Origin of the sequence: Fictibacillus iocasae, assembly GCF_042665465.1 — a bacterium.
In the GTDB taxonomy this organism is placed as follows: domain Bacteria; phylum Bacillota; class Bacilli; order Bacillales; family Fictibacillaceae; genus Fictibacillus; species Fictibacillus iocasae.
The window spans coordinates 130889-155296 of record NZ_JBHTCP010000014.1 but is presented as its reverse complement, the minus strand read 5'-3'; the positions used below and the strand labels follow the sequence as shown (position 1 = coordinate 155296).

The following is a 24408-nucleotide window of genomic DNA, read 5'->3' as shown; positions in this document are numbered from 1 at the left end:
TTCAGTCAGCGACTTCCTTACGCATCGCTTGCAGCACATCTGTTATCGAACGCTCAAATGGGAATGCAGAGTGCCAGCCAAGTTTCTCTATTTTTGATAGATCATGGCATGAAGCGGCATCTGCTGACAATGGCGTTCGTTCCATGACACTGAACGATACGGCAGATAGCTTTTTCAATTGCTTCACCACATCCTCGATGCTCCGTAAATGGCCCGATCCAAGTTCATATGACGTTCCTGGTGTTCCTTGTTCAAAGATGACATCATACGCACGAACCGCATCCCGCACATCCAGAAAGTCTCTTGCACTGTTAAGGCTGCCAACTTCAAGCACGTTATCAGAAAGGCCTTTTTCCATCATAGCAACTTTTCTTGCAAGAGCTGTGCATACACCCTCACTTGGCCCTGGACCGATTAAATTGCTAGGCTTGACGACCATAAGATGAAGGTGATAAAAATGAAACCAGCTTTCTGCTGCGATGGTTTGCATTGTTTTTGACAGACTGTATGGATGAGGAGCAGAACCTTTTGCAAGATTGTATTCAAGCATAGAGCCGGTGACAATAATTTTAGATACTCTCGATTCTTCCTTTATAGCATGAAGAAGGTTCAGCGTTCCCATGACGTTAATGTTCATGCAGCTTAACGGATCACTCCATGAAGCACGGACAGAATTAACGCCAGCCAAGTGCAGCACGTAAGATGGTTTTACTTTTTTTATGACCTGCACTATGGCGATAGGATCGCTTAAATCGGCTATTTCGGTCTGCCATGGAACTTGTACGGCAGGCAAGCTGCGATACAATCCGCAAACGTGCAAGCCTTTCTCGTGAAAATGGCGGCAAGCATGCATACCGGTAAACCCTTTAGCACCTGTTATGAGGATTGCCTGCCTGACGTTCATTGAGAATCCATCCATTCCTTTAATTCTTGCAGCATGACCTCATATGACGGAACAAGAAACGCCGCTTGAGCCCCCCCGTTAATCAGTGATTTATCATGCCTCTCATCGCTGTACTTTTCGATCATGACATCTTGTTTGTTGAACGTCTTTTGAAACAATGCTAACAGCTCATATTTCGATAGCTTTCCAGATGCTGAAAGCTGAATGATTCCTGATAAGTCGCGCTCTGCCGCTTCAAGGATCGTTTTAGCTAATTGAAGTGTTGTCACTCCGTTCCAGTACACGTTTGTAAATCCTTTTATTGTGCCGGTTTGCTTTAAGAACCAGTGCAGCAAGCCGATGCCATTTTTAAGCTCTGGACCAATAATGGACGTTCGGATCGTCAGGTGAGGGGCTGTTTTCACTTCACCTAATATTTTCGTACGAGCATAAAGCGAGGTTCCATCCGGTTCATCTGACAAACTGTAATCGCCTTTTTTGCCTGAAAAGACACAGTCCGTACTAATATGAATGAACTTTCCTCCATAAGTGTCCAGCAGACTGGCAACATAGTGAGGGAGGTAACTGTTAATGAGGATTGCTCTGCCTGGGTCTTGATCGGCAAAATGGTTTAAGATACCGATACAGTTGATGACCGCGTCCGGCTTTATGCTGAATATCATTTCTTTTACCCGCTCTAGGTCTGCCGCATCTAAATAATAGCCATCTGTGTCGTCGATGTCTCTTGATGTATAAAGCACATCATGAGGGCTGTTTTTTTTTAGAAAAGAGGTGACCACGTGACCGGCCATGCCTCTTCCCCCTAAGACTAGGAGTTTCATGACAGAAACCCGCCTTTTTTTAGCATTTCCCTTATTTCTTCCTTGGACATGAGGTCATCCTCTGAGCTGTAGCTTTTCAGATCGGCTTTATCAAACACCGAATAGAACTCATTAAGCCCTTCAATATGAATCGTAGGCAGGATGACGAAATATTCATTATCGTATAGAACAGATGTCACACTCTCATATTCAGATAGCAGAAGCTCGTGCAGTTTTTCACCGGGACGCGTCCCAATTTCGACCATATCAACATCTTCTCTGCCAGACTCTTCAATCAATATTTCTGCTAGATCGGTAATCTTGCACGTAGGCATTTTCATAACAAAAATTTCACCGCCTAAGCTTTCATAGGTCGCTTTGAACAAAAGCTTGATCGCATCCTGCAGTGTAAGGAAAAATCGCGTCATGCGCAGATCCGTGATGCCGACCTGTCCTCTTGTTTTGATATGATCCTTGAATAGATGGATGACACTTCCGTTTGTGCCTAAGACATTTCCGCCGCGCACACAGACAAATTTTGTATGGTCGCTGAGGAGGTTTGCATGAATAATCAGCTTTTCACCTATTGCTTTTGTCATCCCGTAAAAGTTAGAAGGATTGGCCGACTTATCTGTAGAAATATAGATCACTTTATTTACTTTGTTCTCGATTGCCGCTTCGATAACATTCTGAGTGCCGACAATGTTCGTCTTTAACGCTTCATACGGCTGATGCTCACAGATCGGAACATGCTTGAGTGCAGCCAAGTGATAGACGTAGTCCACATTGGCGCTAGCCTTTGTGACTGCTTCTTTATCACGGATGTCGCCGATGACGAACTTTAAGATGTTGTCCTTGTCAAACATCCGCTGCATGGCCACCTGGCTTGCTTCGTTACGAGAAAAGATCCTGATCTCTTTCGGTCTTTTCTGAAGCAGCTGCTTGACAAGCTCATGCCCCCAAGAGCCTGTTCCGCCTGTGATCAATATGGTACTGTTATACAACTCGTTTTCCTCCTAAAATAAATTTCACTACTTTTTCCGATACATGCGGATCTTTATAGCCCGCAGGGAACTCCCATTCTTCCTTTTGGTTAAGCATCACTTGTACCGCTTTGACGATTTGATCAGACATAACGCCTGAAACACAGTTGCTTCCGCATTCAACGGTTTCTGGCCTTTCTGTACTGTTGCGCATCGTCACCGCCGGGACATGAAACAAACAGCATTCTTCCTGAACTGTTCCACTGTCTGTCAAAACACAGAGGGCATTTTTTTCAAGCTTGATAAAATCAAAAAAACCAAACGGCTCATGAAACTCAACGAGCGGGTCCATATGAAGATCGGTTAAACCTGAAATCTTTGATTTTGTGCGAGGATGGACGGAGCAGATGATTCTTTTTCCATAAAGCTTGGCTGTTCCGTTCAAGCCTTCTAAAATTTCAATAAGATTATGATGATCATCTACATTTTCAGCCCGGTGAGCTGTGACGAGAAAGTAGTCTTTCTCTTCAAGCGATAGGTCGTTTAAGATTTCGCTTCTTTCTATTTGTTCTTCATAAGCTGTCAGAACTTCGTATATCGGATTGCCTGAAACCATAATCCGCTGCACTGGGAATCCTTCACGCAGGAGATTTTCCCTGCTCTGCGGGGTATAAGGCAGATTAAATGAGGAAATCGTGTCAATGAGCTTACGGTTTTTCTCTTCAGGCACTTTAAGATCGAAGCAGCGGTTTCCCGCTTCCATATGAATGACAGGAATGTTCATTCTTTCTGCTAATATGGCTGCAAGTGCACTGTTCGTATCTCCTAAAACAAGGACTTTGTCAGGCTTTTCTGCTATAAATATCTTTTCAAGTTCTAAGAACATATTGGATAACTGGCTTCCTAATGATGGAGAAGGCAAATTAATAGAGTAATCCGGGAGCCGGACATTTAACTCTTGAAAAAAAACGTCGCTCAAAGAATACGTAAAGTTCTGCCCGGTATGAACAAGCACATGGCTGTCTGCCAGCCTATCCAGCTTGCCGATCACAAGGCTTAAACGGATGATTTCAGGCCGTGTTCCGAGAACAGTTAATATCTTCATATAACTCTCCTTTCTAATGCGTAATAATGGCCTTCTGTATTAAACTATGAATTTGCACGCTGAATGCAATAGACAGATGACCTAGCCCTTGTAAAAAAGAGGCTTCAGCCACCTGTCTATTTGCGATCATTTGCACATTTCCAGAATTGTTTAGAACGTCTTATTGCATCAGGCATAGAATGCATTAACTGTTGTGTTTTTTTAAAGGAGAGAGCTTATGAAGATTCTATTCGTCTTCTATATTCCCAGCGGAGGCGTAGAAACCCTTAATAGACAAAGATGCAAAGCACTTCAAGCTCAAGGCATCGAGTGCCATCTGATGTATTTGGAACAAGGATCTGGGATGCAGAACATCGAGGGCATTCCAACGTTCGTCATGAGCAGAGACCGCGACATACGCAGGCATCTGCTTGCACATCAATACAATTGCATTGTTGTCTGTTCCAATTATATGATTCTTCCAAGGTTGAGAAGGACTCGTTACAAAGGGCATATAATATTTGAAGTGCAAGGTTTAGGAAGTGTATACGATGCTAGAAATATATTAATTGACGCTAAACAGAATGTGCTGTCATGCTGCAACGGCATATTGTATCCCAAAACACCGCATCTCATGAATATTATCGATGAACTGTACAGCGGTTTCCCTAAATTCTGCTTTCATGACATCATGGACACGAGAACGTTCTGCTATCGGAAGAATCCTAAGCCTCCTTCACCTGTCATCGGCTGGGTGGGGAGAATTGAAGACAATAAAAATTGGGCAAGCTTTCTGCAAATCGGAAGAAGGCTCATTGACCATAACCCTGCTATCAAGCTTTGGATGTTCGAGGATGCCACACTTGCAAAACCTGCAGAACGGCTGAAGTTTGACAAGATGGTACAGGATCTTCGGTTGTCTCCTCACTTAGTCATCCGGTCCAACGTCCTTCACAATGAAATGCCCGACTATTATTCCATGATTGGTGACTCTGGCGGTTTTCTTCTGTCTACCTCAAAGGTTGAAGGCTTCGGTTACGCGATAGCGGAAGCCATCAGCTGCCGATGTCCGGTGCTCACTACAGATTCTGATGGCGTTCGAACGTTTATCATCCATAATGTAACAGGTAAATTTTTTCCTTTGAATAATACGGAAGCAGCTGTTGCAGAGGGAATGGACTTAATGCGAAATATTCCTCTGCGCAACGCCATGAAAACGAACGCTTTTAATCATATGAATGCCAACTGCTCGGCTGCTCAATATGTTGCTAATTTTAAACAGATGCTGCGTACCCTTGGGTATTCAATCTAAAATCGCTGGCTAACCAGTCGGCACGAAATAACACCCGGTTCAAAGTGAACCGGGTGTTATTATGCATTTCTTCTTCTAAGCTCTAGATTGATTAAGTTGTTCAGTTCCCCTCTATGCCTTCGGATTGTAGTCCTTATTTCCTGTTTGATCTTATCGCCATGCTTTTTTGTGCCCATCTCGCTGTGCACGCGGTAATTTAATAGAGGTTCTACTAAATAATGAAACTGATGCTTTTTCATGATGCGCAGCCAATAATCGTAATCATGCGTATAGGGGAGGCTTTCATCAAAAAGGCCAAATTCTTTAAAAACGTTCATATTGAGCATGACCGTACAGCCATTTATGATGCAGCCGCGCCGCATTCGTTTTGCAAATTGAACGAAAGAAGAATAATATACTCCTGCCGGCTGGGAAATAACCTGCCCGCGCTCGTTGATCAAATAATAGTTTGTATAGCTAACCATCGCTCCGCTTGATATCATCTGCTGCACCTGTTTTTCAATCTTCCGGGGATGATAGACGTCATCCGAGCTTAACCAGGCAAAATACTGTCCTGCCGCGTTGCGGATTCCTGTATTCAGTGCACTAGCCGTTCCGCCGTTTCCTTTGGCGATATATTTAATGCGGCTAATATACGGCATGACCTTATCAACATGCATCGTCGATCCGTCATTCACTACAATAACCTCAATGTCTTTATACGTTTGATTTAAAGCGCTCGATATCGCTTGCCCTATATACGGGCAGTTGTAGAAAGGGATAATGATGCTTACTTTTGCCATGAGTGCCTTCTCCTCACTTTCCAGTCACTTCTTTTATTTTCTGCAGCAGCTCTGTCACTCTCTGCGTGGTTGTATGCCTGCTTCTCACCATATTCATGCCTCGGTGCGCGATCTGCAAACGCTGCTGCTCGTTAGCAAGGTACGTTCTCGCTTTATGAAGGACATTGGATGAATCAGCCGCTACAAACGTGTGACCATCAATAAACCCAAGATCAGCAAGCTCTTTTGATGCAGGTGCAATTAGGAGTGCATTCGCAGCGAGCGCTTCAAAATATTTCATGACAGGGTAGTGATATATGCTGTCACACGTTAAAAAAATTTTCGATCTATTCAGTTCCATTGCATACGCAGTGCCTGCAACCGCGCCTTTCTCGCTTCTTCCAATCGCCCTGTATCCGGGGTGAGCATGACAGACAAACCCAGGCTCTTTTTTTAATTGATGCATAAAGCTATTTCTTACAGGATACAAATGTGGAAAGCTCGCACCCATCATTAGATAATTGATGGCTTTTGGCTGATGATAGTCCTTGAACACTCCCGGATGGATGAAATGCGGAAACCAGACCATCCTTGGTGATAGTTCTGGAAAATATTGCAAAAATGCGTCCCTGTAATGTGTAAATACGAGCTGGATGTTTTCCTTTTCTATGAATCGTTTGCGCTGGTACTTTTTATAATGCAGGTCATGCATGATCATGCCTTTAGGAATGGAAACGGCGTGAAGTCCCCTAACCTTTGGCATATATTCAGAGCGGTAATCATTTATCAATATAAAGTCTGGCGTGAACGGCAAAGAAGCTAATATGTTTTGAATGTGGCCGTCCGCTCCCCACATCACTAGATTTGTTCTTCCGCTTAATTCATCAGCTAAATAAAAGCTGCTTCTTTCCACCTGCTGTGAACGATCCTTCGTAATAAACAGCAAATTCAATTTCCTCAAGTAACATCACCTTCTCTTCTCCTTATCATATGTAGCGAGACAACGATTGCTTATTGAAAATACCTAGTTTGCTGTTGAAAAGAGCTCTTCCATTTCCATCATGAAAAAAGCCCGGTGCATGATGCACACGGGCTTCCAAGTTTTAAAGCGCAAGGTCGATTGCAACAATTTTATCGATTGCAATAATGATATCGCCGATAGCGCCAGAACCAGCCTGGTTGAATGTTACAAAATTTCCGCTAACGCGCTTTACTGTTACACCTGTTAAATCAGGCTCTCCAGGAATTTGAGTTGCTAGAACGTATACTTCAGAAATAAGCTGGCCGGATGCTGCCAAAAGCGCTAATTGCGCACGCAGAGCAATGCGGTCTACAAGTGCCATTTATGAAAACTCCCCTTTCATTTAGTTCCTAGTACATGGTGAATACTAGTTCTTTTACTTTATATGTCTTTTCTTGTTGGTGTGATTGGACTTTTATCATATTTTTGCAAATTTAGAGTCTGTTTTCTCATGTGATTTTTCTTTTCTACTATGTAAGATTTCACATTGGGCATATGGTTAATTTTCAAACAAAAGAAACCAATAACTTGGCCGCGTAATATAGTGTAGTATCCCTGTATGGGAAGCGGGTCAGAAAACGAAGGTAATATAAGGAGGAATTATAATGGGAAGCTTATTTAATCATTCATCATGCGGCTGTGGGTCCAGCAATGCCGGTGCTGCAGAACACAAAAAAAGTGAGGGATGTGTTTGCGAAGTACTGAACCAGCTAGCCAACACAACAACCAATCTTTGCTCGAGCGGAGCGAATACACGTGTCTTGATCGTGAACAAAGGAACTTCTACTCCACTTGATCTTCTTGGCCTTACAACACCAACAGAATTTACGGTCGCTCGATTTGATGCAGAAACCTCTTGCGCAGTCTTCACTTATCAAGATGTAAACGGTGCAGGAGATACAATCACTCGCACGTACGTAACAGACTGCCGCTGCATCTGCGGCATCGTGTGCTTGAACGGCCTTTAATAGGCATATGCTTGTTTTCATATAAAATAGGTGTTTGGCTTATGCCAAACACCTTCTTTTTTAATATAGTGTATTAACCCTGAAACGAGAATCAGGTACATGTATCTTATTAAGGAGGCAATTTGAATGGGCAGCCTATTCAATAATTCCTGCGGATGTAACGCTAATGCAGCAGACGCAGGTCACACAAAGAGCAAAGGTTGTGTTTGCGAGCTTTTGAATCAGTTAGCAAATACAACAACAAATCTATGTGCAGTTGGCGCTAACACTCGTGTGTTAATCGTTAACAAAGGCACTAGCGGTCCACTGGATCTGCTTGGTCTTACGACACCGACAGAATTTACGGTGGCACGTTTTGACGCTGCTACATCTTGCGCAGTCTTCACTTACCAGGACGTTGATGGTCAAGGTAATACAGTAACTCGCACGTATGTAACAGACTGCCGCTGCATTTGTGGTATTGTTTGCCTAAACGGTCTTTGATTCCCATAATGTGCGAATCTTGATCTAAAGCCAGCCAGGCTGCTCATTTCTAAGCTGCAGCCTGGCCTTACATAATAGTAATTCTTCACCCTTTTGATGTTTCGATGTCTCTGATTGTGTAACCGCATTTTGTGCAGCGGTAGATCACGTTTTGATTAGACTGTGCTGTCAGAACTTCCTCAAGTATTTCTTGATGAGTACATTTTGGACAAAGAACGAGTGGCACCATATTTATACCTCCATGATGTTAAGGATTAATTTTTCTTATTATCCCCATTTTTCCTTTATCCTTTACGATATGTTTAATACGATTTTTCTTTTATTACTACTATTTTTGTTTTCATTGTCCTAAGCTTTCGGTTAAGATAGAACTTGTTACACTAATTGAAGCGCCAATGGGGCAGCCAGCCGGATGTTAATAGGCTGCCTATTCATGACAGCATCACCCCATTTAAGGAGTTGTAAGATTTGGAAGATAACCATAAATCTCCGTGGCAGCAAATTGATTATAATTTGCTTTTTCTTTTATTTTTAATGCTTTGTACGAGCTGTGTGGCCATTTATAGCGCTCAGCTTATCGGTCAGTACGGCGAGAACTTTGTCCTCAAACAAATTGTATGGTATGTCATTGGCGGAATTGCCATCATCGGTGTCATGATCTTAGACTATGATCAATTCCGTAAGCTTTCTTGGTACCTTTATGGTGTCGGTATCCTTCTATTGCTTGGAATTATGGTTTTCGGATCGGAAGTAAACGGTGCGAAAAGCTGGTATAAGTTTGGGGGCATCGCTTTCCAGCCTTCAGAGATTGTGAAGGTGTCCCTTGTGATTACCATCAGCAACATTATTGCAGGACATAATGAGAAGTACATCATTCGGACGATGCGTGAGGATATGCTTCTGCTCGGCAAAATAGGCCTCGCTGTCGGTCTTCCGATGTTCCTTGTCCTTTTGCAGCCCGACTTAGGAACAAGTCTCGTATTTATCGCTATCACGGGAAGTCTTCTGCTCGTTTCAGGAATACGCTGGCGCATCATCCTGACACTGGTCACGATGTTTGTCCTTTTTGTTTCGGTATTGGTCTGGATTTACTTTACGTTTCCGCAGTTTTTTATGGATTACATTCTCGATCAGTATCAGCTAGAACGTTTCTATGCGTGGCTGGATCCATACGGTCACCCTGATGCAGGGTATCACACACGAAACGCGCTCTTGGCTATCGGATCCGGCATGCTGTTCGGAAAAGGATTTAAGGAAGGCGCCATTTACCTTCCTGAGGCGCAGACCGATTTTATCTTTTCTGTTATCGGGGAAGAGTTTGGCTTTTTAGGCACAAGCATCGTTATATCCCTATTCTTCTTAATGATTTACAGAATGATCAACACGGCGCTTGAAAGCAATGAGCCATTCGGAAGTTATCTGTGCTCAGGCGTTATAGGGATGCTGACCTTTCAGGTGTTCCAGAATATTGGCATGAACATTCAAGTCATGCCGATCACCGGAATTCCCCTCCCGTTCATCAGCTACGGAGGAAGCTCCATTCTAGCTTGTATGATTGCATTCGGCCTCGTCCTAAATGTCCGCTCCAGGACGAGAAAGTACATGTTCGAGTAGAACACCTGTTTATCAGGTGTTTTTTTTGTTTATAAACCGTATGCTAGATGTAGGAGGATGAAAGAGATGAAGATCGATGTAATCGGAGACATACACGGGTGTTATATAGAATTCGAGCAGCTTACCAAGAAACTTGGCTATACGTGGGATACCGGCCTGCCGGTCCATCCTGAAGGACGAATGCTCGCGTTTGTCGGAGATTTAACGGACCGTGGCCCGCAATCCTTGAAGGTCATTGAAACGGTCTGCCAGCTCATTTCTAACAATCTCGGGTTTTATACGCCAGGCAATCATTGCAATAAGCTGTACCGCTACTTTTTAGGCAGAAAAGTACAGATCACACATGGATTAGAAACAACAGTAGCTGAGCTTGAAAACACTCGTGCAGCCACAAGAAACAAAATAAAAACGCTGTTTATCTCCCTTTATGAAAACGCACCGCTATACCTTTCCCTCGACGATAACAGGTTAATCGTGGCTCATGCAGGCATCAAGCAAGGATTCATCGGAAGATCTGATAAACAAGTAAAAACGTTCGTGCTTTATGGAGATATCACAGGAGAAAAACACCCTAACGGCATGCCTGTCAGGCGAGATTGGGCGATGAGCTATGAAGGAGAACACATTATCGTTTACGGCCACACACCAGTACAGAAAGTCCGGCACGTCAACAACACATGGAACATCGACACAGGCTGTGTGTTCGGCGGAAAGCTGTCTGCTTTCCGCTATCCCGAAAAAGAAGTGGTGAGTGTGGTTTCCAGCATGCCGTATCAAGAAGAAAAATTCCATGAGTTCTCGTAAAAGAACAGCGCTTCCGCCTTCAATAAGGCAGAAGCGCTATTATTTCTCCTTGATCCAACATTTCATATCATCTGGCAAACGAGCTGACACTTCCACGAGCTTCTCGAGAAACGGATGAAAGAACACAGCATTCGTGCTATGCAGCGCCTGCCGGTTCATCCATTTTTTTGAGCCTCCATATAAATCGTCTCCTGCCAGCGGATGCCCCATGTAAGAAAGGTGCACTCTTATCTGGTGTGTCCTTCCTGTTTCGAGTTCAAGATTGACCAATGTTCCACCCATTTCAGGAAGCGGCATTAACGGAATAACATGTGTGACGGCATGCTGGCCATCTTCCCTCACCATCCGCTCTACAATGCTCTCAGGATTGCGGCCGATCGGTGCCACAATCGTTTTTTTTTCAAGCACTTCCCCTTCTACAATCGCTGTATAACTCCGGTGATACGCTCCTGCGGTCTGCTGCAGCGACAAGAGGGAATGAGCGAACCTGTGCTTGGCAATCAGCACCACTCCTGAAGTATCTCGATCCAATCTGTTCACAGCATGAAAAGTCCCGCTTATGCCCTCATGTTCATAATAATATAGAACCGCTTGAGCGAGTGACCCGTTTTGTTGATAACGGGACGGAATGGTCGGAATGCCAGGAGGTTTGTTGACAGCAAGAAAATGGTCATCTTCAAATAAAATGTCGATCGGCATATCAACCGGTACCATATGGCTGCTTCTCTCTTCTATCGGAAAGACAACCTTAATTATATCCCCTTCTGTCAGCTTCTTTCGTACACTCTCTTCTTGCCCATTCACAAAAAGTGAACCGCCGTGAAATTTTATATCTGTCAATGCCGCTTTTGACAGCTGTTTGCTTTTCAAAAATTCTCGCAACAGCAATGGACCGTCTAAGGATTCGACGGTCCACGTGATGCTAAAGGGCTTTGTCATTCTCTCTCACCTATAAAGGAATCTTTAACGCGCTTCCAAAAAGGAAATGGCCGAAAACGCGCAAAACGGATTTTTTCTTCTGCCACGCGGCATTGAATGGATTTTACCTTCTTTTGCAGCAAAAAAAGATGATCAATTGTAATATGAAAGTCTACGTTATTGATCGGTTTTAACAAGCATGTGTGGTGCTGCGGCAGGACAAGAGGAGAGCCGATCGTCCTGAAAACCCGATTATTAATGGATGCCATTTCGGCTATTTGAATGCTCGGTAGAGATGGATGAATGATGGCACCTCCAAGCGCTTTGTTGTAAGCGGTGCTTCCAGAAGGTGTTGACATGCAAAGTCCATCGCCACGGAATGTTTCAAACCGATCTCCCTTGATGTCTACGTCCATAACAAGAGAACCTTCTCCGCTTTTAACCGTGCATTCATTTACTGCCAGATACCTTTTCTCGTCCATATCATCTAAATATCGGACTGTCACTTCAAGAAGCGGATACTCAACGATTTGGAACGGCGTCTTGGCAATATGAATCACGAGCTTTTCCACCTCTTCAGGCGTCCAGTCCGCAAAAAAGCCGAGATGCCCCGTATGCACGCCGACAAATGCGGTCTCATTCACTCGGTGTGCGTACTGGTGGAAGGCGTGAAGCAACGTGCCGTCACCGCCAACGGTTATGACAATCTCGGGTGCTTTCTCTTCATATTCCAGTTCGAATTCTTCGAGATATGTACGTATTTTGGCAGCGAGTGTATTCGATTTTTGGTCACCCTTTGAAATGATGGAAAATTTCATCCGTACATCATCCTTTGATTAGTTATCAGAATCATTTTCTGCCGCATCATCTGCTCGTTCATTGAACAGCCGCTGCGCTTCTTGTATTTCACCTTTGATCTGAGACATCTCTTCGTCCAGCCTAAAAGCGGCTTCGGCCGCACGTTGAAGCCGCTGCCTGATATCTTCTGGAATCTGGCCTTGGTATTTATAATTGATGGAATGTTCAATCGTCGCCCAAAAATTCATCGCGAGCGTGCGTATTTGAATTTCGACTAATATTTTTCTTTCTCCTTCTAACGTTTGCACAGGATACTTGATGACCACATGGTATGAACGGTACCCGCTCGGCTTCTTATGCGTAATATAATCTCTTTCTTCAACAATCTCAAAGTCCGTCCTGTTGCGAAGCAAACTAATCATTGTTGAAATGTCCTCAGTAAACTGGCACATTATCCGGAGTCCTGCTAGATCTTGCAGCTCTGCCTCGAGATTTTCAGGCAGGATGTTTTTCTGCCATGCCTTGTTCAAGATGGAATTAACAGGCTTAACCCTGCCTGTCACAAATTCAACAGGAGAATGCCGGTTAAATTTTTGAGACTGTTCTCTTATGCCCCTAAATTTCACTTTCAACTCGTCTACTGCTTGTTTATATGGTGCGAGAAGTGTTTCCCAGTCCATATTCACCCTTCGTTTCCTTCTTCCGTCTTAGAAATGATGGATGGAAAGCTCCTTTCTACTGCGCTTACCATCTTTTCTCCATAGTTAGCGTTTCCTTTAATGTTGCTGACCAAATATTCCATCTCAGAAGTAAGCGCGGAAAGAGTCATTGTCTTTCCATCTCTAAAATGCAGCACAGCCTTAAGGTCAGCAGCAGCGGCCTGGTCCATTTTCTCCCAATGCTCGACTCCCAGGTCCACATAAATAAGGTCATCCTCCGTGTCCAGTACATAAAGAAAAGCCAAATGATCCGAATCCACAAGCATCCTCATTGCATCCTGAGTTTGTTCATTTACTTCCTGCCCGGCTTGTACAAACAAAGATAATTCCTCGCCAATCTTAGATGTTTCGACTGTAATTCGTTGTGCCATGGTTCTAACACCCTCCTACGTTCTCTATCTATAGTTTATCACAAAGTGGTGTGATTGAAATTGTTGGGATACATGCCTTATGACATAATAAAAAGAATACAAAAAGAAATGGAGCTCACCAGAAATGAAACAGGAATTAGAGATTGAATTTAAAAACCTAGTAAGTGAAAAAGACTTTCATAAGATAATGGATACGTTTCAGTTAAAGGAAGATCAGTTAAAAAAACAGACCAACCATTATTTTGACACACCTGACTTCTCATTAAAAGCACAACGATCAGCCCTTAGGATCAGACACATTGAGGAAGGCTATGTTCTTACATTGAAGCAGCCGTCTCAAGGACACTTGCTTGAAAGCCATGAAATCTTGACAGACACTGTTTCCAGAGAAATGATTTCATCCTCTTTTTTTCCTGAAGGCGGGGTTCGAGAATTAGTTGAACAGATGGGCATCTCCCCTAAAGAGATTCGCTATTTAGGATCTTTAACAACTTACCGTACGCAAGTGGCTTATAAGAGCGGATTGTTATTTTTTGACCGCAGCCATTATTTAGGCACAATTGACTATGAAATCGAGTACGAATGTGACGATGATAAAAGTGGTGCGGCGATTTTTTCAGCACTGATGGATGAGCTGTCTATTCCTATCGTGAAGACGGAGAACAAAATTCAGCGTTTTTTCAATTTCAAACAGCAGCAGTAAACCTCTGTTAAATCATTATCCTTTCTTAAAGTTAAATAAAGGAGCACATTATATGAACATACAAATGTTAAAAGCATTCATCCAGCTTCAATCATTGAACACACTGCCCTTCCCATCATCAGCTGCAGAACAACAGCGGCCTTTTGACGAAATGCTCCGTTCAATGCTGAATGAAGGCTCTTCCGGTTTTCCTTTGCAGCCAGCATTACCTAGTGAAAATCATTTATACAGCAGACATCTCATGCTTCAAGGTGTGCCAGATGCTGCAGCAGTATCCTTGCAAAAGCCCGCTGCAGCATTGAGAATACCCACTCAAGACCTTGAAGATGCCATTCAGCAAGCATCTGAGAAATATAATGTTAATCCTGCTCTTATACATGCGGTCATTAAGCACGAATCGAATTATAATGCAGGAGCGAGAAGTCATGCTGGTGCTGCCGGCCTCATGCAATTAATGCCCGGGACCGCTCGGTATCTCGGTGTTCAAGATCCTTATGACGCTCGGCAGAACATTGAAGGCGGCACTAAATATTTACGGATGATGCTCGATCAATTCAACGGCAATGAAAAGCTGGCGCTGGCTGCCTATAATGCCGGACCTGGAAATGTGAATCGATACAATGGAATACCTCCGTTCAAAGAGACGATCGCCTACGTCAATAAAGTAATGGACACATACCGCTCATCCCTTTAACACCTGCTAAAATTGTGCAGGTGTTTTTTTAAGGCTCTTTTCGCAGAAATTGTTGCTAATGACTGAACGACTATGAGAAGCATTGAAGGCTGAAGTTTCTCTTTGTAGTACATCATCCTTCAATACTCTATCTATGAGGATTGCTTGCATATTATCATAAACTGACTTCTTCTAAATCGATATCTTAATCAACATTGAATACTTCATTGATAGTTGAACGGAGTGAAAGGTGCCGACTCCTCGAAAAAGAAGTTCACTTTTTCTTGCGTTTGATGTCTTGTTACATAGCTTTCCTTATCCTGCGAGTGGGAGTGAGAAGGTGAGACCTTCCAATGGCGCTTGGCTAGCGGATAGCTCACTTGTCCAGCAAAAAGGGCTAGCCCCTCGAGGTCAAATGAGCCAGTGCCCAATAAGTCACAAACCGACTTACCGGTCCCTTTCTCATTTGCTTGTCGGGGCTGGACGAGTCCTTTCTGCTTTTCCCCATCACCCCGCGGAAAGCATGCACCTGTAACGGAGATCAACCTATCCTCGAATTCTAAAAGCAACAATGTTTACGAAAACAGCCTTTTTATGAATCATTCTTTTACCTCTTTTCAGAATCAGCATAAAACATAAGACAGCCTTATTATTTGCGTTCTCAAATAGTGCCTTGCTAAAATAAGGTTACTAAAATGAATTGTCCAAGGAGTTTTCAGCATGAACGAAAATACAGCTGCACCATTTGAACACCTTGGAGGTCTGCAAGGTATTGAAAAGCTTGTTACCGTATTTTACTCGTATGTGAGCGAAGATCCGCTGCTCTCTCCGCTTTTTCCAAAGGATCTAACCGAGACAGCGCGGAAGCAGGCACAGTTTCTAAGCCAATTTTTTGGCGGGCCTGCACTTTATACAGAGGAACATGGGCACCCTATGCTGCGTGCACGGCACATGCCTTTTCCTATCACGAACCAGCATGCTGCCGCCTGGATAGAGTGCATGAAAAAAGCATTGAACACAAGAAGCGTCCCTATGCCGCTGCAGGAGCTTATCCTCAGCCGGCTTACGATGACCGCCTATCATATGGTCAATACCGCAGACTTACAGACAAGAAAGGAGCAGGATAATGACATGGTTTGATCCAACGTTTCCCTATCAGGATAACCAAAAGCCAAGTTCATGTCATAAGCCGCTGGAAATCTATTCTGTCATAGACCCTTTATGTGCCGACTGCTGGTCATTAGAACCCGTCTTAAAAAAGCTGCAAACCGAATACGGACAGTACTTTACGCTGCGGCATTTTATCAGCGGAACTCTGAACTCATACAACGGCTTGTCAACAGCGTCTCGAAAAGGCGCTAAGCAGGCAGAAAAAATGGCAGAACGATGGGAGCGTGCAGCGAGCCTTTCTGGTATGAGCTGTGATGGAGACCTATGGTTTGAGAACCCCATCTCTGCTCCGTACAGGGCCTCACTCGCCATTAAAGCTGCTGAGCTGCAAGGAAAATCAGCAGGCACACGTTTTTTGAGAAAGTTGCGGGAGATGCTGTTTTTGAACAAGCAAAATATTGGCGAGGATCATGTACTTGAAGAGATCGCCACATCGGTCGGGCTTGATTTAACGGAATTTCTTCGTGATTTGCATTCAGAGGCGGCCGTCAAAGCACTGCAGTGCGATCTGAAGTTTTCTAACGAGATGGCAGTCAGCCAGATGCCAACACTCATAATCTTTAACGACCGGGCAGACGAAGAAGGCATTAAAGTGTCAGGCTGCTACTCTTATGAGGTGTATGTTGAAGTGCTCAAAGAAATGCTCGGCAAAAAGCCTGATGCTTCTTCTCCGCCTCCATTGAGCGAATTTATGAAAATACACCAGTTTGTCGCAGCCAAAGAAGTTTCACTCGTGTATAACTGGTCACTAGAAGAAGCGGAACGCCAGTTGAAGAAACTATTGCTGCAGCAAACCGTGGAAAGAATACCTGTCAAGCACGGTACCTTTTGGCGATATATGAATTGAAAACTGGATGACAAAAGGGACTTGCCAAATATGAGCAAGTCCCTTTTGTTGTTTTCTAAACATTAAAATGAGCTTATTTGAAACTTCAGCTTTATTTCTGAAAAAGCGTTACATTTTTACTCACGATCTCTAATACAGTAATACTGAGGTGATGTACATGTACTTGTTTTTATTTGTATTGTGTTTGTTTTTAACCGCTTCAAGCTTTTATTATTTCCTGCTTTCTCTTTTGCAGCTGACTTCGTTTCTTTTCTCCATCCCGCTGCTGTTCTGTACGGTATTCCTCAGTGTTCTCTGCTACAATTACCGCTCCAAAATCAGAGACTTGCAGAATCGTTTATTCTTGAAAAAAAGCTGAACCCGCTAAGTAAGCGGATTCAGCTTTTCTTTAATTCTCTTCAAACAAGAGCTGTTCCATCTCTTCTAAGATGGACTCGAACACTTTTAGTGCATTTTCGATCGGTTCAGGTGTTGTCATATCCACACCAGCTTTCTTCAGCACTTCAATCGGGTAATCCGAGCTGCCTGCTTTTAAGAATTCTAAATAGCGGTCAACAGCCGGCTGGCCTTCATCCAATATCTGCTGTGATAAAGAAGCTGCAGCACTGAATCCTGTCGCATATTGATACACATAGAAATTGTAATAAAAATGCGGGATACGCGCCCATTCCAAGCCAATCTGTTCATCAATCACAAGATCATCACCAAAGTATTTCACGTTTAGCTCATAATATATTTTTGTAAGGAGCTCAGGTGTTAATGGCTCACCTGCAGCTGCACGCTTATGAATTTCCTGTTCAAACTCGGCAAACATCGTCTGACGGAACACCGTACCGCGGAAACCTTCAAGATGATGGTTGAGCAGATACAATTTCTCCCTCTTATCCGTTGTCTTCTCAAGCATGTAATGGTTTAGAAGTGCTTCGTTGCACGTTGACGCGACTTCAGCAACAAAGATTGAATAATCCGCATATGGATAAGGCTGTGTTTCGCGAGTATAATAGCTGTGAACCGAATGGCCGATCTCATGTGTTAACGTAAACAGGTTGTTCACGTTGTCCTGCCAGTTCATCAAAATATATGGCATCGTTCCATACGCACCTGAGGAATAAGCACCGCTTCTTTTGCCCGCGTTCTCATGCACATCGATCCAGCGCTTCTCGTATCCTTCTTTTACGATATTCACATACTCTTCACCCATCGGTGCCAGAGAGTCGACAACTAGCTTTTTGGCTTCAGCAAACGGTATTTCCATTTTCACGTCCTTGACGAGCGGAGTGTACAGATCGTACATGTGCAGTTCCTCTACACCGAGTGCCTTTTTGCGCAGCCGCACATATCTGTGCAGCAGGTGAAGGTTGCTGTTAACCGTCTGAACAAGGTTTTCGTAAACAGATTCAGGGATGTTATTGTTGTTCAGTGCCGCTTCTCTTGCCGAACCGAAGTTTCGTACACGGGCGAAGAAATTATCTTTTTTCACTTGGCCGTACAGCGTGCTTGAAAACGTATTTTTGAAGTTTCCATAAGTGCTGTACATCGCTTCGAATGCTTCTCTGCGCACATTTTGATCCGAGCTTTCAAGGAAGCGGATGTATCGACCGTGAGTAAGCTCGACTTCCTCCCCGTTTTCATCTTTTACGACCGGGAATTTTAAATCAGCGTTGTTCAGCATGCCGAACGTGCTGCTAGAGCTGGATGTAACCTCTCTCACTCCGGCAAGCAGCGCTTCTTCCTCCTTAGAGAGGACATGGGGACGCTGTCTGTTAATTTCATCAAGAGCGTGTTTGTACAATTTAAGAGGCTCATAGTTCCCGACAAATTCATTAACTTTTTCTTCTGGCAGCGATAGAATCTCTGGTACAGCAAACGACATCGTGCTGCTGACCTGAGTAGCTAATGTAGAGGCACGGTCATTTAAGCTCTGATAAAAAGAATTGGCCGTATCCTGGTCATAGCGCATATGGGCATATGTATATAGCTTCCCAAGCTTTTTTGTCACTTCATCCTGACGTTGAAAAAAGCTGTAAAGGACCTCAGCAGAATTTCCTAACGTGCCTTGGAAATCACTGATGGAAGGCAGAAGTTCTTTTATGGCCGTAAACTCTTTTTCCCATTCATCGTCTGTAGCATAAATGGCTTCAAGATCCCAAGTATCTTCAACGGCTATTTCGTTTCGTTTTGGCAAAGCCTTTGTCTTTGTCTGCGCCATCCGGAGCACCTCCAGTTAAGTTATAAAGCAGTTATATTTTGATATAAAACATATCTACATTTTACCAGAAAATGACCGTATCTGGCTAAAATTTGCCTCATGAACACGTAATTTTTCATCTTCTTCAAGCGCTTTTAGCGTAGAGAAATGAAAACGAAACGCTTGGACAGCAGTATAAAAGCCATCCTCCTCACGTAAAATTCCCTTTCTTAACAAGTAATCGAGGTAATGATTAAGCGCCGTTTCATAGCTGCCTTCTAAGAAAGGGTAAGCTCTTATGCTGAAGATCCTGCTATTGACAAGCCGCAAAAAGGCATCAGAAAGCTGTCCTTCTGTAAATGGCGAACAAGACGTTATATAAAAGCTGATCCACGATTGCCACAAGAAGGCCGGAGTATGGATGTAATAATATCCGTACGATGGAACACCGCAGACAGATGGGAAGCTGGCAAGCGAATGACCGTGAAGGCTGAAAATTTTTTTCACATAGCGATAAGCCGGTGAGTGGTATTGAAACGATTGAAGGCGCCATTTTTTCTTTTCTGCTGTCCATAGCTGATGGAACTTTTCATCATGCTCCTCTGCTGTACAGTCTTCTGTTAACGATTGTAATGTCATGGACTTTAATGGAACCAGGCATTCATCCGCATAAATCTTAGTCGCAGAAAGCGGCCTGATATGGGAAAGGATACGGAATACCATAGAAAGAGGACAAAAGAAGACAAGTCGTTCATGACCCATAAGCATCGCCAAATCATATGACGAGATACGGAAAAGATTAACCCCTATCCTTTTAACCCGTTTATCACCAAGAATCCAGAATACCTGAATGTCTTCTTTCTTATAGCCGTTCGTGCGCTGCAAGAAAAGGTCTTCAGTAATCGTTGCACATTGAAACTCGATCGCCACTTGATCTTTTCTGATCATTACATCAGGACGCTGTTTAGATTGAGGCAGAAATGGCTCGAGTATGGCATCATGACCTAAATTTGAAAGCCAGCGATAGAGCTGTTTTTTACCAAGTAAATGGTAATAGGATTCTTTTTCGAAGCTGTCCAAGCATTGCGATGTACTTCGATGAGCAAAGTGCCACATCTTTTTTGTCCCTAACTTAGGAACAACAGCCTCTTTGCATATAGGGCAAGAAAAGGACTCCTTTTCATTCATCTCCATTATCTGCTCCCTTTTCCAGCCATCCAGCATGCTTATCCTTTTCCCCTTATAATCCGCTGTCAGCAACGCAATCGCCACCTTTATCATTTTTTCCATCATGCACGACGACAAAGAAAAAAAACAGCCGTAAAATGGCTGTTTTCATAGCTATAATAGTGGTGAAAGGAGGCGTGCAAGAGATTCAAACACTCGATATCGGAACTTTCTTGAGCTGAAATCGCCTAAATCCATCTTTTTTGAAAAAGTTAAGTCATTTTCATAATGATACTGCAATGATTGGATGCTCTCTGTTTTATATAAAAAAGCATTCACTTCAAAATTCAGATGAAAACTTCTCATATCCATGTTGCATGTACCGACTGAAGCCATTTCTCCATCTACGATTACAAACTTGCTGTGCATGAACCCATTTTCGTATTCATATATTTCCGCTCCTGCTTTCAAGAGTTCACTGAAATAAGAACGGGACGCATAAAAGACAGTCCGTTTATCCGGTTTGTTCGGCACAAGAATCTTCACATCGATTCCGCTCAATGCCGCCACTTTCAATGCCATGTATACTTCTTCGTCAGGAACAAAGTAAGGAGAAGCAATCCAGACCGATTTTCTGGCTGATACGATCATGGAAAAATAAAGGTTCTTCATCACTTCCCATTCATTGTCCGGACCCCCGGCAATAAGCTGCACTCCGCCTTGATTGCGCTGTGCCTCGCTAGGTGACGGATGGATGAAGAAATCAGGAACCAGCTTTTCTCCTGTTGCATGCCGCCAATCCTGCAAAAAAATAAGCTGCAGGCTGTTCACCGCCTCACCGGTCACTTTAAGGTGCGTATCACGCCAATGACCGTAATAAGGATGCAAACCCATGTACTCATCCCCAATGTTCAAGCCGCCGACAAGCCCTGTCTGACCATCCACAACCACAATCTTTCTGTGATTGCGAAAATTAATCTTTTGATTGAAATAAGGAAGCTTAACTGGAAAAAAGGGTTCCGCTTTTATCCCTTCATTTCTAAGCTCATAAATATAGGATTCTTGTAATGCCAGGCAGCCGACAGCATCATACAAAAGTCTGACCTCAACGCCCTCCCTTGCCTTTGCTATCAGTTTTTCTTTGAGCTTGTTCCCTGTCTTGTCTGATCGTAAAATATAATATTCTAAGTGAATATGTCTTTTCGCTTTATCAATCATTTCAAACAGCGCCGCAAACTTTTCTTCCCCATCAGCGAGTACTGTCGTTTCGCTTGCGAATGATACAGGCGTTTTTCCAAGCTTGCTCGCAAGCTTAAGAAATTGTTTTTGATGGGCATCCATCCAATTCAAACTGCTTTCCTTCGACAATCTTGTTTCGATTTGAAGATAGAAATCTTCGTCCTCCAAGCTTTTCCTGTAAAACATTTTTTGCTTACGGTAGCTTTGTCCTACAAATAAATAGACGATAAACCCAAGCAGCGGAAAAAGCGCAAGCACGATCAGCCACGCCAATGTACTCGATGGATGCCTGTTCTCTAAGAAAATGACGACTCCTACAAAAAGCGCAGTGATCGAAAATAAAAGAGAAAAGCCAGTGAAGATTGTGTGATTTTTTAAGAAGACTGATAGGATGAGAATGATAGCCAGCAATATGGCAGCAATGATCATTTTGACTGTCTTTTTCATGAATTTCTCCTAAAACAGGTTTTGTAAGATAGAGGTCAAACAGAAAAGGCAAGAGCAAAATAGCGACTTTAAGTAAATTTTACTGTCGCCACGCTTTTAAGTCAGCCTTAGACGCAACGTACACGATGTACGTTAACTTATTGCCGCGTCGAATAATCAACGTGCAAAAAATTTATCCTCTTCTATAGTGTAAAAAAAGGCCGATTTCTGTATAGCGAAATCGGCTTTTCTCATTATAGCGGGAAATTTTTCTTAATGCTCTGCAGCGCTTCTTCTTCAATGATCGTTTTCCCATATTCTTGTATGCGGTATATGGAAAGTCCGGAATCGTGGCCATATTCGAGAAGCTGGGCAAGCAGATCATCTTGCTCTTTATCCGGCACATCTGGAAAGAACGATACATATAAGAAGTATTTATTTTCAAAATGATATAACGAGCTTGTAAAGGAGTCACTCTTGATAGAGTGGCTTAGCATAACGACATCATCAATGTCCTTAAAATGCAGCAAGAACGAAAGAAAATCCTCATCTAATTCTTCAAGATCTTCCAAGTCTTCATCATCGTCCTGCTGGAACTGTTGATCGATGAGCTTCTCAATGTTCTCATCAACCGGCATATCCAACTTGTCTTCCCCGATAGGAAGTTCAATTTTCGTGCCATCCTTGGACATCTGAGCTCTTGTCACAATAATTTCGAGCCCTTTGTCCAATGCCTGTACTTGTATCCATAAGGGGCCTTCAAGCGGAAACTGCTCCATTTGGTGAGCTTCGTCCATCATCTCCCAAAAAAGCTCTTCCCCGCGTTCGCGATTGGACCAGATTTCTTCTCTGTCAAATCCTCTATGTTCAATATCACGGTAAGTAATAAAAAACTTTATTGTAAATTCGTTGACTCTTTCAATTTCCATAATGCCCCTCTCCCTTCTCCTCTTAAATTTTGTGAAGGGACAAACTCCCCAAAAATGTAATGTTATTTATTCTATTCCCAACAGAGCGAACAATGAATCCATTCGAAACTCTTGTACTTTATTCTATGACAGAACCATAAAGTTGGAAATAAAAAAGGCTTGTAGTTAAGCCCTTTTTTCAATCTTTTGCCCATCAGATATCAAAAGATGGACGAGTTGACTTTTACATAAAAACTCTATAAGGTTAAAATATTGTACCATATATACCCTTTGATTTCACCTATAACGAGGAGGAACACGATGGATCCAGATTTTCTGCTCGCCCTTCTTCAAATCATTGCCATTGATATACTGCTTGGCGGCGATAATGCCATCGTCATCGCGCTTGCAAGCCGAAACCTTCCCGAGCATCAACGGAACAAAGCCATCTTTTTAGGAACAGGGCTTGCGATCATTCTGCGCATTATCTTAACCATATTAGCTGTTTACCTGCTAAAGATTCCTTATCTTTATTTTATCGGCGGCCTCATGCTCGTCTACATATCCTATCAGCTTCTCGTTGATAAAGAGGAAGAAAGCAGCATCAAGCCTGGAAAGAACCTCGCCGATGCGGTCAAGACGATTGTTTTTGCTGACATAGCCATGGGGCTGGACAATGTGCTCGCAATCGCCGGTGCCGCTCATGGAAATATTACACTCGTCATTGCCGGGTTAATTATTTCGGTTCCTATCATCATTTGGGGGAGCAAAGTCATTCTCTACTTCCTGGAACGATATCCACTGCTTGTCTATTTGGGGGCCGCCGTTCTAGCCTTCACCGCTGCAGGGATGATTACCTCTGAGAAAGCCTTTTCGTCCATTTTCAAAGATAACAATACCGTAACATACGCCGTAACAGCCTTCATTATTCTGGGAGTCATGCTTTCTGGATGGCTTCGCAATCGTTTTGCGTCAACAAAAAAAGGATAAATAAAAGACTTTCGCGTAAAACAGCGAAAGTCTTTATTTATTCTTTATTCATTTACAAGTCGCTGAGCTTCCAACAGATGGAATGTTCTTACTTTGCGTGGAAGGAAACGTCTGATTTCATCTTCGTTATAACCCACCTGCAGACGCTTTTCGTCAAGAATGATCGGACGTCTTAGTAGACCAGGGTTATCCGCAATAAGCTTGTAAAGATCCTGTAAAGGCATGGACTCGAGTTGAATGTCCAATTCTTGAAATGTTTTGGAACGAGTAGAAATAATTTCATCTGTTCCATCTTCAGTCATACGCAGAATTTGTTTCACTTCTTCTATTGATAAAGGCTCTGAAAAAATGTTGCGTTCTGAATAAGGAATATCATTCTCTTTTAACCATGCTTTTGCTTTTCTGCATGATGTGCAGCTCGGCGAAGTAAATAGTGTGACCATAATGGATCTCTCCTTCCCCTTCTTTATGATTACGTCACTTTAAAAAAGTTATTTAATCATATTTGATATTATACTACATATTTTTTGTTAAAGAAAGCACCCTTTGTATATTTA

The 24408-nt window shown here is 43.1% G+C and carries 25 protein-coding genes; 9 read left to right on the top strand and 16 right to left on the bottom strand.

Annotated features, from left to right (window positions below):
* Nucleotide 1: 1 nt before the first annotated feature.
* Genes ACFQPF_RS09070 through wecB form a run of 4 tightly spaced genes read right to left on the bottom strand, consistent with a single transcriptional unit; the run spans nt 2 to nt 3792 of the window.
* On the bottom strand, nt 2-904 hold the full coding sequence (locus ACFQPF_RS09070) for an NAD-dependent epimerase/dehydratase family protein (protein WP_379748789.1): 903 nt from the start codon (nt 902-904) through the stop codon (nt 2-4).
* A complete protein-coding gene (locus tag ACFQPF_RS09065; RefSeq protein WP_379748787.1) occupies nt 901-1725 on the bottom strand; it encodes a dTDP-4-dehydrorhamnose reductase family protein in 825 nt (274 codons plus the stop codon). The genes ACFQPF_RS09070 and ACFQPF_RS09065 overlap by 4 nt, the downstream gene beginning before the upstream one ends.
* Complete coding sequence (locus ACFQPF_RS09060) at nt 1722-2708, bottom strand: polysaccharide biosynthesis protein (RefSeq protein WP_379748785.1); 987 nt, start codon at nt 2706-2708, stop codon at nt 1722-1724. Before ACFQPF_RS09060 ends, ACFQPF_RS09065 begins: the two co-directional genes overlap by 4 nt.
* The gene (wecB, locus tag ACFQPF_RS09055; RefSeq protein ID WP_379748783.1) at nt 2701-3792 is read right to left on the bottom strand and encodes a non-hydrolyzing UDP-N-acetylglucosamine 2-epimerase; all 1092 of its coding nucleotides are present in this window, start codon (nt 3790-3792) and stop codon (nt 2701-2703) included. Before wecB ends, ACFQPF_RS09060 begins: the two co-directional genes overlap by 8 nt.
* A gap of 217 nt (nt 3793-4009) precedes the next feature.
* Here wecB and ACFQPF_RS09050 point away from each other — a divergent pair, with 217 nt between their 5' ends.
* The gene (locus tag ACFQPF_RS09050; RefSeq protein WP_379748781.1) at nt 4010-5083 is read left to right on the top strand and encodes a glycosyltransferase family 4 protein; all 1074 of its coding nucleotides are present in this window, start codon (nt 4010-4012) and stop codon (nt 5081-5083) included.
* 59 nt (nt 5084-5142) lie between these two features.
* On the opposite strand, the gene ACFQPF_RS09045 is transcribed toward ACFQPF_RS09050, so the two are convergent.
* From ACFQPF_RS09045 to ACFQPF_RS09035, 3 genes are all read right to left on the bottom strand, one after another.
* The gene (locus tag ACFQPF_RS09045; protein ID WP_379748779.1) at nt 5143-5865 is read right to left on the bottom strand and encodes a glycosyltransferase family 2 protein; all 723 of its coding nucleotides are present in this window, start codon (nt 5863-5865) and stop codon (nt 5143-5145) included.
* 13 nt (nt 5866-5878) lie between these two features.
* Entirely contained in the window at nt 5879-6805 is a 927-nt protein-coding gene (locus tag ACFQPF_RS09040; protein WP_379748777.1) for a glycosyltransferase family protein, read from the bottom strand.
* Nucleotides 6806-6947: 142 nt separating this feature from the next.
* Nucleotides 6948-7187, bottom strand: a complete 240-nt coding sequence (locus tag ACFQPF_RS09035; RefSeq protein WP_379748775.1) for a hypothetical protein — start codon at nt 7185-7187, stop codon at nt 6948-6950.
* Nucleotides 7188-7470: 283 nt separating this feature from the next.
* Here ACFQPF_RS09035 and ACFQPF_RS09030 point away from each other — a divergent pair, with 283 nt between their 5' ends.
* The 3 genes from ACFQPF_RS09030 (at nt 7471) to prpE (ending at nt 10734) form a co-directional block, all read left to right on the top strand.
* On the top strand, nt 7471-7833 hold the full coding sequence (locus tag ACFQPF_RS09030) for a hypothetical protein (RefSeq protein ID WP_379748773.1): 363 nt from the start codon (nt 7471-7473) through the stop codon (nt 7831-7833).
* A 951-nt stretch (nt 7834-8784) separates the two neighbouring features.
* The gene (rodA, locus tag ACFQPF_RS09025; RefSeq protein ID WP_379748771.1) at nt 8785-9930 is read left to right on the top strand and encodes a rod shape-determining protein RodA; all 1146 of its coding nucleotides are present in this window, start codon (nt 8785-8787) and stop codon (nt 9928-9930) included.
* A 66-nt stretch (nt 9931-9996) separates the two neighbouring features.
* Nucleotides 9997-10734 carry a bis(5'-nucleosyl)-tetraphosphatase PrpE gene (gene prpE, locus ACFQPF_RS09020; RefSeq protein ID WP_379748769.1) on the top strand — a complete coding sequence of 246 codons (738 nt, stop codon included), beginning with the start codon at nt 9997-9999 and terminating at the stop codon, nt 10732-10734.
* A 39-nt stretch (nt 10735-10773) separates the two neighbouring features.
* Here prpE and ACFQPF_RS09015 read toward each other — a convergent pair whose 3' ends face one another.
* The 4 genes from ACFQPF_RS09015 to ACFQPF_RS09000 are packed head-to-tail and all read right to left on the bottom strand — an operon-like array spanning nt 10774 to nt 13540.
* Entirely contained in the window at nt 10774-11673 is a 900-nt protein-coding gene (locus ACFQPF_RS09015) for an RluA family pseudouridine synthase (RefSeq protein WP_379748767.1), read from the bottom strand.
* Complete coding sequence (locus ACFQPF_RS09010; protein WP_379748765.1) at nt 11670-12470, bottom strand: NAD kinase; 801 nt, start codon at nt 12468-12470, stop codon at nt 11670-11672. Before ACFQPF_RS09010 ends, ACFQPF_RS09015 begins: the two co-directional genes overlap by 4 nt.
* Before the next feature lie 18 nt (nt 12471-12488).
* A complete protein-coding gene (gene yjbM, locus ACFQPF_RS09005) occupies nt 12489-13130 on the bottom strand; it encodes a GTP diphosphokinase (protein ID WP_379748837.1) in 642 nt (213 codons plus the stop codon).
* A gap of 2 nt (nt 13131-13132) precedes the next feature.
* Nucleotides 13133-13540, bottom strand: coding sequence for a UPF0738 family protein (locus tag ACFQPF_RS09000; protein ID WP_379748763.1), 408 nt, complete (start codon nt 13538-13540; stop codon nt 13133-13135).
* 124 nt (nt 13541-13664) lie between these two features.
* On the opposite strand from ACFQPF_RS09000, the gene ACFQPF_RS08995 reads away from it, so the two are divergent.
* The 4 genes from ACFQPF_RS08995 (at nt 13665) to ACFQPF_RS08980 (ending at nt 16933) form a co-directional block, all read left to right on the top strand.
* On the top strand, nt 13665-14243 hold the full coding sequence (locus ACFQPF_RS08995; RefSeq protein ID WP_379748761.1) for a CYTH domain-containing protein: 579 nt from the start codon (nt 13665-13667) through the stop codon (nt 14241-14243).
* Nucleotides 14244-14295: 52 nt separating this feature from the next.
* On the top strand, nt 14296-14937 hold the full coding sequence (locus tag ACFQPF_RS08990; RefSeq protein ID WP_379748759.1) for a lytic transglycosylase domain-containing protein: 642 nt from the start codon (nt 14296-14298) through the stop codon (nt 14935-14937).
* Between the two features lie 699 nt (nt 14938-15636).
* Nucleotides 15637-16056 carry a globin domain-containing protein gene (locus ACFQPF_RS08985; RefSeq protein WP_379748757.1) on the top strand — a complete coding sequence of 140 codons (420 nt, stop codon included), beginning with the start codon at nt 15637-15639 and terminating at the stop codon, nt 16054-16056.
* Nucleotides 16043-16933, top strand: a complete 891-nt coding sequence (locus tag ACFQPF_RS08980; RefSeq protein WP_379748755.1) for a ClpXP adapter SpxH family protein — start codon at nt 16043-16045, stop codon at nt 16931-16933. Before ACFQPF_RS08985 ends, ACFQPF_RS08980 begins: the two co-directional genes overlap by 14 nt.
* 388 nt (nt 16934-17321) lie before the next feature.
* On the opposite strand, the gene pepF is transcribed toward ACFQPF_RS08980, so the two are convergent.
* From pepF to mecA, 4 genes are all read right to left on the bottom strand, one after another.
* A complete protein-coding gene (gene pepF / locus ACFQPF_RS08975; RefSeq protein WP_379748753.1) occupies nt 17322-19142 on the bottom strand; it encodes an oligoendopeptidase F in 1821 nt (606 codons plus the stop codon).
* Nucleotides 19143-19196: 54 nt separating this feature from the next.
* The gene (locus tag ACFQPF_RS08970; RefSeq protein WP_379748751.1) at nt 19197-20381 is read right to left on the bottom strand and encodes a competence protein CoiA; all 1185 of its coding nucleotides are present in this window, start codon (nt 20379-20381) and stop codon (nt 19197-19199) included.
* An 81-nt stretch (nt 20382-20462) separates the two neighbouring features.
* The gene (gene cls / locus ACFQPF_RS08965) at nt 20463-21974 is read right to left on the bottom strand and encodes a cardiolipin synthase (RefSeq protein ID WP_379748749.1); all 1512 of its coding nucleotides are present in this window, start codon (nt 21972-21974) and stop codon (nt 20463-20465) included.
* Nucleotides 21975-22207: 233 nt separating this feature from the next.
* The gene (mecA, locus tag ACFQPF_RS08960; RefSeq protein ID WP_379748747.1) at nt 22208-22882 is read right to left on the bottom strand and encodes an adaptor protein MecA; all 675 of its coding nucleotides are present in this window, start codon (nt 22880-22882) and stop codon (nt 22208-22210) included.
* A 300-nt stretch (nt 22883-23182) separates the two neighbouring features.
* Between mecA and ACFQPF_RS08955 the strand changes: the two genes are divergently transcribed.
* Nucleotides 23183-23851 carry a TerC family protein gene (locus ACFQPF_RS08955; RefSeq protein ID WP_379748745.1) on the top strand — a complete coding sequence of 223 codons (669 nt, stop codon included), beginning with the start codon at nt 23183-23185 and terminating at the stop codon, nt 23849-23851.
* 44 nt (nt 23852-23895) lie between these two features.
* On the opposite strand, the gene spxA is transcribed toward ACFQPF_RS08955, so the two are convergent.
* A complete protein-coding gene (spxA, locus tag ACFQPF_RS08950) occupies nt 23896-24294 on the bottom strand; it encodes a transcriptional regulator SpxA (protein WP_379748743.1) in 399 nt (132 codons plus the stop codon).
* Between the last annotated feature and the right edge of the window lie 114 nt (nt 24295-24408).

What these genes read in the sequence shown, in the direction of transcription:
- mecA (WP_379748747.1), bottom strand. Translation starts at nt 22,882, where the DNA reads ATGGAAATTGAAAGAGTCAACGAATTTACAATAAAGTTTTTTATTACT.
- ACFQPF_RS09010 (WP_379748765.1), bottom strand. Translation starts at nt 12,470, where the DNA reads ATGAAATTTTCCATCATTTCAAAGGGTGACCAAAAATCGAATACACTC.
- spxA (WP_379748743.1), bottom strand. Translation starts at nt 24,294, where the DNA reads ATGGTCACACTATTTACTTCGCCGAGCTGCACATCATGCAGAAAAGCA.
- ACFQPF_RS08990 (WP_379748759.1), top strand. Translation starts at nt 14,296, where the DNA reads ATGAACATACAAATGTTAAAAGCATTCATCCAGCTTCAATCATTGAAC.
- pepF (WP_379748753.1), bottom strand. Translation starts at nt 19,142, where the DNA reads ATGGCGCAGACAAAGACAAAGGCTTTGCCAAAACGAAACGAAATAGCC.
- ACFQPF_RS09050 (WP_379748781.1), top strand. Translation starts at nt 4,010, where the DNA reads ATGAAGATTCTATTCGTCTTCTATATTCCCAGCGGAGGCGTAGAAACC.
- ACFQPF_RS09000 (WP_379748763.1), bottom strand. Translation starts at nt 13,540, where the DNA reads ATGGCACAACGAATTACAGTCGAAACATCTAAGATTGGCGAGGAATTA.
- ACFQPF_RS09035 (WP_379748775.1), bottom strand. Translation starts at nt 7,187, where the DNA reads ATGGCACTTGTAGACCGCATTGCTCTGCGTGCGCAATTAGCGCTTTTG.
- ACFQPF_RS08955 (WP_379748745.1), top strand. Translation starts at nt 23,183, where the DNA reads ATGGATCCAGATTTTCTGCTCGCCCTTCTTCAAATCATTGCCATTGAT.
- ACFQPF_RS09070 (WP_379748789.1), bottom strand. Translation starts at nt 904, where the DNA reads ATGAACGTCAGGCAGGCAATCCTCATAACAGGTGCTAAAGGGTTTACC.
- ACFQPF_RS09015 (WP_379748767.1), bottom strand. Translation starts at nt 11,673, where the DNA reads ATGACAAAGCCCTTTAGCATCACGTGGACCGTCGAATCCTTAGACGGT.
- yjbM (WP_379748837.1), bottom strand. Translation starts at nt 13,130, where the DNA reads ATGGACTGGGAAACACTTCTCGCACCATATAAACAAGCAGTAGACGAG.
- ACFQPF_RS09045 (WP_379748779.1), bottom strand. Translation starts at nt 5,865, where the DNA reads ATGGCAAAAGTAAGCATCATTATCCCTTTCTACAACTGCCCGTATATA.
- ACFQPF_RS08985 (WP_379748757.1), top strand. Translation starts at nt 15,637, where the DNA reads ATGAACGAAAATACAGCTGCACCATTTGAACACCTTGGAGGTCTGCAA.
- ACFQPF_RS08995 (WP_379748761.1), top strand. Translation starts at nt 13,665, where the DNA reads ATGAAACAGGAATTAGAGATTGAATTTAAAAACCTAGTAAGTGAAAAA.
- ACFQPF_RS09030 (WP_379748773.1), top strand. Translation starts at nt 7,471, where the DNA reads ATGGGAAGCTTATTTAATCATTCATCATGCGGCTGTGGGTCCAGCAAT.
- wecB (WP_379748783.1), bottom strand. Translation starts at nt 3,792, where the DNA reads ATGAAGATATTAACTGTTCTCGGAACACGGCCTGAAATCATCCGTTTA.
- prpE (WP_379748769.1), top strand. Translation starts at nt 9,997, where the DNA reads ATGAAGATCGATGTAATCGGAGACATACACGGGTGTTATATAGAATTC.
- cls (WP_379748749.1), bottom strand. Translation starts at nt 21,974, where the DNA reads ATGAAAAAGACAGTCAAAATGATCATTGCTGCCATATTGCTGGCTATC.
- ACFQPF_RS08980 (WP_379748755.1), top strand. Translation starts at nt 16,043, where the DNA reads ATGACATGGTTTGATCCAACGTTTCCCTATCAGGATAACCAAAAGCCA.
- ACFQPF_RS09065 (WP_379748787.1), bottom strand. Translation starts at nt 1,725, where the DNA reads ATGAAACTCCTAGTCTTAGGGGGAAGAGGCATGGCCGGTCACGTGGTC.